At 42.1% G+C, this 12455-nt stretch carries 12 protein-coding genes; 7 read left to right on the plus strand and 5 right to left on the minus strand.

The annotated features are described in order from the left end of the window. Positions 1–45: 45 nt before the first annotated feature. From nhaC to BSAG_RS01735, 3 genes are all read left to right on the plus strand, one after another. Positions 46–1473: a Na+/H+ antiporter NhaC gene (nhaC, locus tag BSAG_RS01745; protein WP_004316004.1), complete on the plus strand. Its 1428-nt coding sequence runs from the start codon at positions 46–48 to the stop codon at positions 1471–1473. A gap of 66 nt (positions 1474–1539) precedes the next feature. After that, on the plus strand, positions 1540–2130 hold the full coding sequence (locus BSAG_RS01740) for a DUF4251 domain-containing protein (RefSeq protein ID WP_004305931.1): 591 nt from the start codon (positions 1540–1542) through the stop codon (positions 2128–2130). Between the two features lie 88 nt (positions 2131–2218). Beyond that, a complete protein-coding gene (locus tag BSAG_RS01735; protein ID WP_008770885.1) occupies positions 2219–2878 on the plus strand; it encodes a LuxR C-terminal-related transcriptional regulator in 660 nt (219 codons plus the stop codon). Between the two features lie 70 nt (positions 2879–2948). Here BSAG_RS01735 and BSAG_RS01730 read toward each other — a convergent pair whose 3' ends face one another. The 3 genes from BSAG_RS01730 to mnmA form a co-directional block, all read right to left on the minus strand. Further along, a complete protein-coding gene (locus tag BSAG_RS01730; RefSeq protein ID WP_004316006.1) occupies positions 2949–3290 on the minus strand; it encodes a type II toxin-antitoxin system RelE/ParE family toxin in 342 nt (113 codons plus the stop codon). Further along, the gene (locus BSAG_RS01725) at positions 3280–3534 is read right to left on the minus strand and encodes a hypothetical protein (RefSeq protein WP_004316007.1); all 255 of its coding nucleotides are present in this window, start codon (positions 3532–3534) and stop codon (positions 3280–3282) included. The genes BSAG_RS01730 and BSAG_RS01725 overlap by 11 nt, the downstream gene beginning before the upstream one ends. Positions 3535–3622: 88 nt before the next feature. Beyond that, entirely contained in the window at positions 3623–4690 is a 1068-nt protein-coding gene (mnmA, locus tag BSAG_RS01720) for a tRNA 2-thiouridine(34) synthase MnmA (RefSeq protein ID WP_004316009.1), read from the minus strand. 180 nt (positions 4691–4870) lie between these two features. Between mnmA and BSAG_RS01715 the strand changes: the two genes are divergently transcribed. Continuing rightward, positions 4871–6349: a S41 family peptidase gene (locus BSAG_RS01715; protein WP_004316010.1), complete on the plus strand. Its 1479-nt coding sequence runs from the start codon at positions 4871–4873 to the stop codon at positions 6347–6349. A 6-nt stretch (positions 6350–6355) separates the two neighbouring features. After that, positions 6356–7150 (plus strand): DUF4595 domain-containing protein, encoded by a 795-nt coding sequence (locus tag BSAG_RS01710; RefSeq protein ID WP_004316011.1) that lies wholly within the window; start codon positions 6356–6358, stop codon positions 7148–7150. 407 nt (positions 7151–7557) lie between these two features. Here the strand turns inward: BSAG_RS01710 and BSAG_RS01705 are convergent, their stop codons facing one another. Further along, positions 7558–8376 (minus strand): alpha/beta hydrolase, encoded by an 819-nt coding sequence (locus BSAG_RS01705; RefSeq protein WP_004316012.1) that lies wholly within the window; start codon positions 8374–8376, stop codon positions 7558–7560. A 26-nt stretch (positions 8377–8402) separates the two neighbouring features. Continuing rightward, positions 8403–8837, minus strand: coding sequence for a DUF2007 domain-containing protein (locus BSAG_RS01700; RefSeq protein WP_004316013.1), 435 nt, complete (start codon positions 8835–8837; stop codon positions 8403–8405). A 181-nt stretch (positions 8838–9018) separates the two neighbouring features. Between BSAG_RS01700 and BSAG_RS01695 the strand changes: the two genes are divergently transcribed. Next, the gene (locus BSAG_RS01695) at positions 9019–11397 is read left to right on the plus strand and encodes a TonB-dependent receptor (protein WP_004316014.1); all 2379 of its coding nucleotides are present in this window, start codon (positions 9019–9021) and stop codon (positions 11395–11397) included. Positions 11398–11430: 33 nt separating this feature from the next. Beyond that, on the plus strand, positions 11431–12216 hold the full coding sequence (locus BSAG_RS01690) for a M48 family metallopeptidase (protein ID WP_004296962.1): 786 nt from the start codon (positions 11431–11433) through the stop codon (positions 12214–12216). The last annotated feature ends 239 nt before the right edge of the window (positions 12217–12455 follow it).

The following is a 12455-nucleotide window of genomic DNA, read 5'->3' on the forward strand; positions in this document are numbered from 1 at the left end:
AACAAACAGTAGCCGGAAAATAAATAAAAGGTTATAAGAATCAAGATGAAGAAAGCCCCCTCTCCCCTCATATCGTTGATACCGATTGTTGTACTGGTGTTATTATTGTTTGCCACTATCCGTACCTTTGGCAGTGATGCCCTAAGCGGCGGAAGTCAAGTGTCATTGCTTACCACTACAGCCATTTGTATCCTGATTGGTATGGCGTTTTATAAGATTCCCTGGAAAGATTACGAGCTCGCCATCACCAACAATATTGCCGGAGTGGCAACAGCCATCATCATTCTGTTGATAATCGGTGCGTTGAGTGGCATTTGGATGATTAGCGGAGTAGTGCCGACTTTAATCTATTACGGGATGCAAATTATCCATCCCAGTTTCTTCCTGGCATCGACCTGCATCATCTGCGCGTTGATTTCTGTAATGACCGGAAGTTCGTGGACCACTATTGCCACCATCGGTATTGCATTGATGGGTATCGGAAAGGCGCAAGGCTTTGAAGATGGATGGATTGCCGGAGCTATCATTTCGGGGGCATACTTCGGGGATAAAATATCTCCTTTATCCGAAACCACTATCCTGGCGTCTTCCATCACAGACACTCCCCTGTTCCGTCACATTCGTTATATGATGATTACTACGATACCGTCTCTTATCATCACGCTGATTATTTTCACAGTGGCAGGACTTTCCCATGATGCCAGCAATACACAACATATTGCGGAGGTAGCAACCGCTTTGAACGAGAAGTTCCATATCACTCCGTGGTTGTTAATAGTCCCTGTTGTAACCGGAATACTGATAGCACGGAAAGTACCCTCTATCGTTACGCTGTTCCTATCCACTCTGCTGGCTGGTGTCTTTGCTTTGATATTTCAGCCGGAGTTGTTGCAAGAGATTTCCGGAGTTGCCGTTTCCGGATTCGATTCTTTATTCAAAGGACTGATGATGACCGTCTATGGAGCGACAAATTTACATACAGACAATACCGTTCTGACAGATTTAATCGCCACACGTGGGATGGCGGGAATGATGAATACGATTTGGCTGATTCTGTGCGCCATGTGTTTTGGCGGGGCAATGACAGCAAGCGGTATGCTGGGAAGTATCACTTCCATCTTCGTCCGTTTCATGAAGAAAACAGTCAGCGTGGTTGGAGCGACAGTCTGCTCCGGCCTGTTTCTTAATCTGACAACTGCCGACCAATACATCAGTATCATTCTGACGGGAAATATGTTTCGTGATATTTATGCCAAGAAAGGGTATGAAAGTTGCTTACTAAGCCGTACGACGGAAGATGCAGTAACCGTTACATCCGTATTGATTCCGTGGAATAGTTGCGGAATGACACAAGCTACTATCTTGAGTGTACCCACACTTGTGTATCTACCTTATTGTTTTTTCAACATTATCAGCCCCTTAATGAGTATCACTGTGGCAGCCATCGGATATAAAATTGCAAGACGTTCGTGAACAATCTGGCATACACTTTGTTTTTGCAATAAACGAACAACGTATTAAACCTAAACAAAAAAAGTTATGAAAAAGTTTATTGCATTAGTAGCATTAGTATTAGTAAGTGCAAGCACAATGATGTATGCACAAGAAAGTAACGCAGCAGCACGCCGCGCAGAAAGAAAAGCTCAAAGAGATGCAGAAAGAGCAAAACTCCGTGCCGAAGAAGAGGTGCAGGACATGGCAGCCTATCAACAAGCTGTACAGGCTTTGAAGAACAAGCAATTTGTATTGGAAGCTAATCAAGTTGTCTTCCGCAACGGTATGAGTGCTTTTGTTACTTCAAACACCAACTTCGTCTTGATGAACGGCAACAGAGCTACCGTACAGACTGCTTTCAACACTCCTTACCCAGGTCCTAACGGAATCGGTGGTGTTACAGTAGATGGTAATTCTTCGGATATGAAGATGAATATCGACAAAAAAGGAAATGTGAACTGCTCATTCAGCGTTCAGGGTATCGGCATCTCCGCTCAAGTATTTATCAATATGAGCAGCGGAAACAATACTGCTTCGGTTAGTATCAGCCCGAACTTCAGCAACAATAACCTGACATTGAACGGAAATATCGTTCCGCTTGACCAGTCAAATATCTTCAAAGGACGTTCCTGGTAATCCGGATACAAGAATCTTATCATAACTCCGCTACAAATCGCGCAAAATGCGTACATTTGTAGCGGAGTTTTTTTATTCATCGTTGATTATGAGAGAATTTATCATCGCAGACAATCAGGATATCAGTAAGGCGGGAATGATGTTCCTGCTAAGTAAACAAAAGGAAGTGTCCCTCCTTTTAGAAGCTGATAACAAGGCTGAACTGATTCAGCAGCTACGATTGCATCCGCAAGCGGTGATTGTATTGGATTATACACTGTTCAATTTTGCCGGGGCGGATGAATTGATTGTCTTGCAGGAAAGATTCAAGGAAGCCGACTGGATTCTATTCTCTGACGAACTTAGCCTGAACTTTCTCCGCCAGGTACTGTTCAGCAGTATGGCTTTCGGGGTAGTGATGAAAGATAATTCAAAAGAAGAAATCATGACTGCCATTCAATGTGCCACCCGCAAACAACGGTATATTTGCAATCATGTCAGCAATCTGTTGCTTTCGGGCGCTTCTTCTCCGCTGGCTGCCTCAAGCGTAGACGATCATCTATTGACACAAACGGAGAAGAATATCCTAAAAGAAATTGCATTGGGAAAAACGACGAAAGAGATTGCAGCAGAGAAAAATCTTAGTTTCCATACGATAAACAGTCATCGTAAGAATATCTTTCGCAAATTGGGAGTAAATAATGTACATGAAGCTACTAAATATGCGATGAGGGCTGGGATTGTGGATTTAGCGGAATACTATATTTGAGATGCCGCCTTATAAGAATTACCCTACACATCCTATTAGCACAAACTAGTGAACAGTGCCTTTCTCTATTCTATTTCAATCCATTCTGTTTCAGAAGTTGTTCTATTTCCTTTTCTGATATAGACGCTCTATCTGCTTTATCATAAATATAAAGAAGATTCAAAACTGCATCTTGTTGAGAAACGACTAAAGTAAATGTTATAACCCTTGCTCCTCCTCTTTTACCTTTTCCTTTTGAAGTTATTTTCATACAAACTTTGCGCAGTCCATGTCCCAAGTCCGTTCCTAGCAGAGGATTCTGTTCTAAATCATCAATCAATGAAACAAAATCCTCCTTAAAAGAGGAATAGTGTTTCGCCAGCCTTTTAGCCTCCCGCTGAAATGTCGGCTTAACTATAATTTCATAATTCATTAATGAACTCTCTTGCAGTCTTTACCTCCAACTTACCTTCCATTGAAAGTTTTACCTCTTTCAGTCCGGCGTCAATCCCTGCTAGAACTTCTTCTTTCGTGATTTCTTCCTCTTCTTTTTCAGCTTCCATTTTTTTCAGTCGTTTCAAATAGTTCTTCACTCGATTGAGCATCTCTTTGTCATTCAAACTCAGGAGTTCCTCCACCAAGTCCATCTTCAGACTTTTCAATTCCATCGTTGTCATAAGCAATCCTCCTTTATTTATATTCTACGAAACAAAAGTAGTGAGAAATCTCCTGATAATCCAATCTTCACCAATCAAAATAAACTATTTAACAGATGATTTCACCGCTCCCCACACAAACTTTTACTTCTTCATCATAAATCACCCCAAACTGTCCCGGAGCAATGCCTTGCAACTTTTCGGACGACAAGATGTGAAACAGCTTCTCCCCTTCCTGTATCAGTTTTCCTTTTGTAAATTCGGGAGTGTGGCGAATCTTGAAAATAATGTCTACCTCCTTCTCCTGACCTTTCCAAGGATTATCAGTAATGAAATGGAAATCATGCATCCTGAATTCATTACCGTATTGTGTCTCTACACCGTAGCCACGAGATACGTAGATAGTATTTTCCTCAATATCCTTCTTGACTACAAACCAGGGACCACCACTCAATCCGAGCCCTTTCCGCTGACCAATTGTGTGGAACCAATAGCCGCGATGTGTACCCACTTTCTTTCCGGTTTCCAGTTCAACAATCGCCCCTTCCTTTTCTCCTAAAAAACGACGAACGAAATCATTGTAGTTTATCTTTCCGAGAAAACAAATCCCCTGACTGTCTTTCCTTTTGGCACTAGGCAATCCGGCACGGTTTGCAATCTCACGTACCTCCTGCTTCATCAACCCTCCAATGGGAAAAATGAGCTTGGAAACTTGCAGGTAATCAATCTGGGCGAGAAAGTCTGTCTGATCTTTCACGGGATCTTTTGCTGTGCCCAGCCAAGTTTTACCATCACGTTGTAAGGTGGTGGCATAGTGACCGGTTGCCGTAAAGTCGAAATCTTTCCCGACACGCTGTTCAAAGCAGCCGAATTTGATAAGCTTATTACACATCACGTCCGGATTCGGTGTCAATCCCTGCCGAATTTTATCAATGGCATACGCCGCCACATTCTCCCAATACTCCTGATGCAGGTCCACCACTTCCAAAGACAAACCGTATTTACGTGCCGTTGCAGTAGATAATTCAATATCCTCCTCTGCCGAACAGTCCATATATTCCGCTCCGTCCATGCCTATCTTAATGTAAAAAAGAGTAGGCTTATATCCTTGCTCACAAAGGAGATGTACGACAACCGAACTGTCGACACCTCCTGATAATAATGCAGCTATCTCCATGAATAAAAATCCGTCTATTAATAACTTTCTATATTTTAGCTAATACCTATCGAAAACTTTGATGTCACAAAGATAAGGCAAGATTCTCTAACACCCAATCACACATTGAAGGCATTTTTATACCATAAATGTGGTAGATAAGCAAAGTATTTCCTACATTTGCACAGTAAAAAGCTTTTTATGATGACGAAATTAAGAAAGATAATCCTCATACCTGCCCTGATCCTCGTATCTATCAGTGGTTTCTTCTCCTGTGGTGTCGACCGCTGGCCGGAGTATGCCCATCAAACTGCACTGGATACATGGATGTACGACATCATGCAACAGAACTATCTGTGGTATCAAGATCTACCTTCCTACGATGATGTGAATCTGTTTCTAGAGCCTGCTTCGTTTTTATCTAAAGTGAAATCAAAAAACGACAGTTATTCGTTTGTGGACTCTGTGATGGAGACTCCGCTACCTACTTATGGATTTGATTATTCACTGGTTAGAAGTGCGGATATCGATACAGCTTATAATGCTCTGATTACTTATGTAATTCCCGGTTCACCAGCGGCAGACGCCGGATTGGTGCGTGGAGACTGGATTATGAAAGTGGACACTTCTTATATCAGCAAAAAATATGAGACTCAACTGCTACAAGGAATCCCAGCCCGAGATTTGGTGATGGGGGTATGGAAAGAAGTTCCTGTGGTAGAAGAGGAAGATAAAACAAAAGCCGATACGGAAGAAGGAGGAGAAGGAGAAACAGAATATGTGTACAAAGTAGTGCCTAACGGTAAAACCCTAAAACTACCTGCAGCACGAGTCGTTGAAGATAATCCGGTACATAAGTATACAGTACTTCCGGCAAAAGAGAATGGTCAAGAAATCGAAGTCGGTTATCTCATGTACAATAGCTTCACAGCCGGAACCAGCAGTGATCCAGAAAAATACAATAACGAACTACGCCAAGTTTCACAAGAATTCAAAACAGCAGGTGTGAAATATGTTATACTTGACCTACGTTACAACGCCGGAGGTTCATTGGATTGTGTTCAATTGTTAGGTACAATTTTAACTTCAGGGGAACGATATGACTCAAATGCCCCAATGGCTTATCTCGAATATAATGATAAAAACAGAGACAAGGATGCTACCATCCACTTTGATGGTGAAGTATTAAAGGGAGGAACTAACTTAAACCTCCCCGGTCTGTTTGTCATTACGAGTAGCACAACAGCTGGAGCTCCGGAAATGTTAATCAGAAGCCTTTATCTAAAAGATAGTTATCCCGTCGTAGCCATTGGTGGTGCTACTAAAGGACAAAATGTAGCAACGGAGCAATTCATTAATGAAGAATTTCTATGGTCAATCAACCCGGCAGTCTGCACGGTTTATGATTCTAATCATGATACCTACGGCTCTATATCACCTGCTACAGATCTTAAAGTCAGTGAGACAATCATTGATGGAATAACCAATTATAGCGAGTTTCTGCCATTCGGCAATAAAGATGAGAGACTGTTGAAAGTAGCTCTCGGTGTAATAGATGGAAGTTATCCACCCAAGGACGAGGAAACCGAAGAGACGACAAAAGCGCAATTCAAGATAGAGAAAAGCGTAATAAGTCCGGCAAGTAGACGTTTTAGTAGTAACGGATTACGATTAAAATAAGAAAGGATGAAAAAAATAGCTATTTTATTGCTGGCAATACTGACATTCAGTTGTTCGGATGATGACGAAAAGGGCACAGTAGAGGATAAAGGGCAATGGGCTATGATTTTCAATGAAACCGTCAAGAGCGATTCAAATCCTGTAGATAGAACAGAGAAGTTTATGTTCGATGGCGAGCGCCTGATTCAACATATTATAAAACAACGTTATTTCGAAGAAGAAATCAGTAACGAAGTAAACTTGAGCTACTCTGATAATCAGGTAACAGTTACCACTGACTATCTCACTTTAGTATATACATTAAATAGCGAAGGCTATGCCAGTCAATGTGTATACAGTTTGTCTTCACAAAATCGTATTTATCAATTTTCTTACTCTGCAGAAGGATACTTAACCGGAATTGTCGAGAATATTGACGATACAGAATATTCATCAACATCACTTACATACGAGAACGGAGATATAACCTCTATCAGTTCCAAGATGAACGGCCTTGAAAACAAGTTCATTTATGAACCGGGAGAAGAAAGTTCGACATATCATTTGCCCTGCCTCGGTTTATTGGAAATACACCCTCTGACATTCCATATTGAAGCTCTTTACGCAGGGTTATTGGGTAAGGATCCGCGCCATTTCACCATGCACAGTTGTCCTGCAGGAAGTAACGACGAAAAGACAGTCTATTCGTATGGGTTTGATAAAAAAGGAAATCCATCCAGGATGATTTGTCAGACGACCTATGCCGGAGGACAGGCCAGCTATTATCCATACACACGCAACATTTCGATTTCTTTCGAATAATCTTTCATTCGGACATCGAATTCTCTTTTAAAGTAGCATAATCACTCTATTTCTGTCAAGAGCAGAATTATAGATTCTTAACCTATAAAGATACTTTTCATGCCTCAACTTTGTTTATTCCGAAACAAAGGCTCTGATTTTACCTAACAAAGGCTCTAACTTCTCCTAATGCAGCGTTTAATGAGTCGTAACGCACCGTCTAATTTTTATAAAGCTACGGTATAAAACACGTTAATCTCTGGTTTCATCCCTTTTATAAACCGGGATAAAGCTCACGACTCCCAAGGATACAACAAAAAAGGAGAAAGCTTCCGCTCCCTCCTTCTATCGTAGTTTAACCTCAATCTATTTTATGATTCTGTACCAAAGATACAACATTGAAAAGCCAAAGTCAAGTATTCCCGGTTTTATTTCTTGAAAAACTTATCAAAGAACAGAATCTGATAATCAATGGAATTATTCCAATACTGTCCATTATGCGCTCCCGGGCGGGTAATAAAATCATGATCGATCTTTCTTTCCAACAGGCGGTTATGCAAATCCTTGTTCACATTCAGGAAGAAATCATCTTCTCCACAATCGACAATGATAGCCAAATCGCCATTCTCTATCTTATCAATCTGATTGATAACGGTATGATTATCCCATACCTCCTTATTCGATTCATATTCTCCCAACTGTTTAGCCATGTCCCAGTTTTTCGGGAACGGGCGAATATCCATCCCTCCGCTTGTACTTCCACTGGCACCAAACGTATCTTTATGACGGATTGCATTCCACATCGCTCCGTGTCCACCCATACTCAATCCGGTGATGGCGCGTCCCTTACGGTCGGCAATCGTCTTGTAATGTTCGTCGATATACTTCACCAGTTCCGACGAAATAAAAGTTTCATAGCGGAAAGACGGATTGACCGGACTATCCCAGTACCAACTGGTCTTTCCGTCCGGACAAACGAATATGATTCCTTTTTCGTCCGCAATTTGGGGAAGATTCGGTTTAATGCCAATCCATGTTTTAGCATTTCCACCGTAACCGTGCAGTAAATAAATGGTGGGACAAGCCACCGCTTTCTTTCCTGATGCAGCATCCGGCGTAACAACGACCACTTGCACTTCCTTATTCATGGAAGGACTTTTAATTAACAAGGTATCTACTTTGGCAGCAAAAGAGGGAGCTACCCAAATTAAAAGAAGAGCAATTAATAGATTTTTTTTCTTTTCCATTGTGTGTTATAAATAGTTAGATATAATTATTCCTCTGGTTCTGCAGCAGGATTAAATTTAGCAACCGGCATTTCAAAGTTTTTATGACACTGTTTACAGGTATAGTTCCAGTGGTTGTCTCCCGGAGGAATGACCATTAATGCAGAAATGATAGCAGCCCCCATAGCACGCCAACGCTTTTCTTTTCTCAAAACCAACTGGATGTCCGATGAACCGCAGTACGGACAAAGCGTTAACTCTTCCGGCCAACTATCGTTATCCTTCAACACTTGGACAGCATTCTCGTAGTCTTCGTCTGCCACCAATATATCCACCCCTGCTATACTACTTACGCAACTTTTATACAAAGTAGAGAAATTCTCATTGTGCAGAATAGACTCGATGCCTTCATTCTCCAATGCTCCCTGAAGGATATGTGCCTTCATCGCATCATTACAAGTTATCAATTTTACAGTCTTCATAAGGAATCTGTTTTAATATGTCCCACAAAAATAAGATATAAAAATGAAATGTGAAACAAAACCCGACTAACTTTATCAGCAGGTAAAACGAACCAAATCAGAAGTGATTCTTTTTTTATTCACGGAAGGTATCATTATTTAATACTTTTTTCGTACTTTCGCACCGACAATTGGCAATCACATGAAAAAACTATTGACACTGCTACTATTTTCTAACATCCTGTTTTCCCTGTTACAGGCACAACCTGTACATCAAATAAAGGGAACGGTGATTGAGAAAAACAGCCGTCAGCCATTAGAATTCATTAACGTAATGATTCTTGGGCTGAACAAAGGTGGTGTCACCAATGCGGAAGGTCATTTCACCATCGAACAAGTGCCTCCCGGCATCTACCGTTTGCAAGCGACAGCCATCGGCTACAAGAGTGTCACTACTCCCGAATATATCTTATCTACCAAAGATCTGAACATTTCGATAGAAATGGAAGAGAACCTGACCGAACTCGCAGGAGTAACCGTCACCGCTTCTCCTTTCCGGCGCGACTTGGAAAGTCCGGTCAGCCTGCGCATCATCGGATTGCAGGAAATAGAAAAGAGTCCGGGAGCCAATCGAGACATTTCGCGTATTGTTCAGTCTTATCCGGGAGTTGCCTTCTCTCCTATCGGCTACCGCAATGACCTGATTGTACGCGGTGGGTCTCCTTCTGAAAACCGTTTCTATCTGGACGGAGTGGAAATACCCAATATCAATCACTTCAGCACGCAAGGAGCATCCGGCGGTCCGGTGGGAATCCTTAATGCCGACCTGATACGTGAAGTAAATTTCTATACCGGTGCTTTTCCCACTGATAGAGGGAACGCACTTAGCTCCGTGCTTGATTTCAAATTGCGCGACGGAGACATGGAGCATAACTCACTAAAAGCCACCCTCGGAGCATCCGAAGTCTCTCTGGCCTCCAACGGACATATTGGAAAGAAAACCTCCTATCTGGTATCTGTGCGTCAATCTTATCTACAATTCCTGTTTGATATGCTCGACCTGCCTTTCCTGCCGACTTTCACCGATGCGCAATTCAAATTGAAAACCCGGTTCAACGAGCAGAACGAATTGACGGTATTGGGGCTTGGAGGAATCGACAATATGCGATTGAACACGAAAGCAGATAGCGAGGACAATGAATACATCCTTAGTTACCTGCCAAAAATCAAGCAGGAAACGTTTACCTTAGGTGCTGTATATCGTCACTATGCAGGGCCGCATGTGCAATCAGTGGTAGTCAGTCACAGTTACCTTAACAATCGCAACACCAAATACCGGCAGAATGATGAAAGCATTCCGGAAAATCTGATGCTCCGCCTCCGTTCTACCGAACAGGAAACGAAGTTCCGCTTCGAAAACAATTCTTCTTTCCGCAACTGGAAAGTCAATCTCGGAGTGAATCTGGATTATAGTCAATATACCAACACCACCTTTCAAAAGGCATATACCAATCAGGTACAAACGTTTGATTACCATACCTATTTGGGAATGATGCGTTGGGGACTTTTCGGCACTATCAGCTACTCTTCGATGGACGAACGTTTCACAGCTTCCTTGGGATTGAGAGCTGATGCCAACAATTATTCGTCGGCCATGAAGTCACTCTCCGATCAGCTTTCTCCCCGCATATCGCTTTCCTACCAACTTGCCGAGCACTGGTTCGTAAGCGGAAATGCAGGACTTTATTATCAGTTGCCTCCTTACACGGCACTCGGTTTTAAAGATAATAACGGAACGTATGTCAACAAATACAATCTCCGCTATATGAAAGTCAGCCAGGAAAGTCTGGGCATTAGTTGGCGCAAAGGAGATACGTTCGAAGTCTCCGTCGAAGGATTCTATAAAGACTATGACAAAATTCCGCTCTCCGTTGTAGACGGGATTCCTCTTACCTGCAAAGGAAATGACTATGGAGTGATTGGCAATGAATTGCTGACTTCTACCGCTCAAGGACGTTCGTATGGCGCGGAGATTCTGGTAAAGTGGCTGATCGCCAAGAAACTGAATCTGGCTTCTTCCTTCACCATCTTTAAAAGTGAATACCGCAACGACAAAGAGAGCGAATACATCGCATCCGCATGGGACAACCGATATATTTTCAATTTGCGGGGAACTTACAATCTGCCCCACCAATGGAGTGTTGGCATGAAAGTCAGTTGCATCGGCGGTGCTCCTTATACCCCATACGATGAAGAAAAGTCATCTTTGGTATCCGCCTGGGATGCACAAGGCAAAGCATATTACGACTATTCAAAATATAATAAGGAACGTCTTCCGGCCTTTGCACAGGTAGACCTCCGTATCGACAAGACATTTTATCTGAAACATTGCATGCTGGGATTCTATCTTGATTTGCAGAATATCACGGCCAGCAAACTGAAACAGCAGGATGTGCTGATGAGCACCGGCATCATCGAGAATCCGGAAGCTCCTGCCAACAGCCAACACTATAAAATGAAACGCCTCAAACAATCGAGCGGGACTTTGCTCCCCACATTAGGAATAACATTTGAGTATTAATTTATGCATAGAACATTAAACTAGAAAAAGAGTATGAAAAGAGAAATCGCTATGATTGCCTTCGTATTATTAGGCATGGGAATGACAGCTTCTGCACAATTCGGCAAGAAGATTAATTTAGGAAAAGCTTTGCAAGCAGGTAAAGATGTAGTATCAGCCGTTACGTTATCTGATGCGGACATTGCTAATATGAGTAAGGAATATATGGCATGGATGGACACTCATAATCCATTGACAAAACCTGATACTGAATATGGCAAACGTCTGGAGAAACTGACGGGACATATCAAAGAAGTGGACGGACTGAAACTTAACTTTGGCGTATATGAAGTAATAGACGTAAACGCCTTTGCCTGCGGTGACGGTAGTGTACGTATCTGCGCCGGTCTGATGGATGTTATGACGGATGAAGAAGTAATGGCAGTGGTAGGTCATGAAATCGGTCATGTGGTTCACACAGATTCCAAAGACGCTATGAAAAATGCCTACCTACGTTCAGCTGTGAAGAACGCGGCAGGTGCAGCCAACGACAAAGTAGCCAAACTGACAGACTCCGAACTGGGAGCCATGGCAGAAGCTCTTGCCGGTGCACAATTCTCACAAAAGCAAGAAAATGAAGCCGATGATTATGGTGTTGAATTCTGTGTAAAAAACGGCATCGACCCTTATGCAATGGCAAATGCCTTGAGTAAATTGGCAGAACTTGCAAAAGATGCTCCTAAAGCATCCTATGCACAAAGAATGTTCTCTTCACATCCGGACACTCAAAAGCGCATTGAACGTACAAAAGCCAAAGCAGACAGCTACGCTAAGAAGTAAAGAGTTTATCTAATATATAAGGAAGAGTTCAAAACTTCCTGTTGATTTTTATTAAGGCACGGATTACACGGATTAACACAGGTCTTATTTAATTGAAACTGTGAAATCTGCGTAATCCGTGCCTCAATTATATTATTATGATTACACAAAAAAGACAACACGATTATTAAATTTTCATTAATATATTACACATATTTGCATAGTGTCCCGATTTCTTGTAATTTCGACCCTATAACCAT

The organism is Bacteroides sp. D1, from assembly GCF_000157095.2.
In the GTDB taxonomy this organism is placed as follows: Bacteria; Bacteroidota; Bacteroidia; order Bacteroidales; family Bacteroidaceae; genus Bacteroides; species Bacteroides xylanisolvens.

Excerpts from the sequence above, each read along its gene's own strand:
- nhaC (WP_004316004.1), top strand. The coding sequence starts at position 46 with ATGAAGAAAGCCCCCTCTCCCCTCATATCGTTGATACCGATTGTTGTA.
- BSAG_RS01740 (WP_004305931.1), top strand. The coding sequence starts at position 1,540 with ATGAAAAAGTTTATTGCATTAGTAGCATTAGTATTAGTAAGTGCAAGC.
- BSAG_RS01735 (WP_008770885.1), top strand. The coding sequence starts at position 2,219 with ATGAGAGAATTTATCATCGCAGACAATCAGGATATCAGTAAGGCGGGA.
- BSAG_RS01730 (WP_004316006.1), bottom strand. The coding sequence starts at position 3,290 with ATGAATTATGAAATTATAGTTAAGCCGACATTTCAGCGGGAGGCTAAA.
- BSAG_RS01725 (WP_004316007.1), bottom strand. The coding sequence starts at position 3,534 with ATGACAACGATGGAATTGAAAAGTCTGAAGATGGACTTGGTGGAGGAA.
- mnmA (WP_004316009.1), bottom strand. The coding sequence starts at position 4,690 with ATGGAGATAGCTGCATTATTATCAGGAGGTGTCGACAGTTCGGTTGTC.
- BSAG_RS01715 (WP_004316010.1), top strand. The coding sequence starts at position 4,871 with ATGATGACGAAATTAAGAAAGATAATCCTCATACCTGCCCTGATCCTC.
- BSAG_RS01710 (WP_004316011.1), top strand. The coding sequence starts at position 6,356 with ATGAAAAAAATAGCTATTTTATTGCTGGCAATACTGACATTCAGTTGT.
- BSAG_RS01705 (WP_004316012.1), bottom strand. The coding sequence starts at position 8,376 with ATGGAAAAGAAAAAAAATCTATTAATTGCTCTTCTTTTAATTTGGGTA.
- BSAG_RS01700 (WP_004316013.1), bottom strand. The coding sequence starts at position 8,837 with ATGAAGACTGTAAAATTGATAACTTGTAATGATGCGATGAAGGCACAT.
- BSAG_RS01695 (WP_004316014.1), top strand. The coding sequence starts at position 9,019 with ATGAAAAAACTATTGACACTGCTACTATTTTCTAACATCCTGTTTTCC.
- BSAG_RS01690 (WP_004296962.1), top strand. The coding sequence starts at position 11,431 with ATGAAAAGAGAAATCGCTATGATTGCCTTCGTATTATTAGGCATGGGA.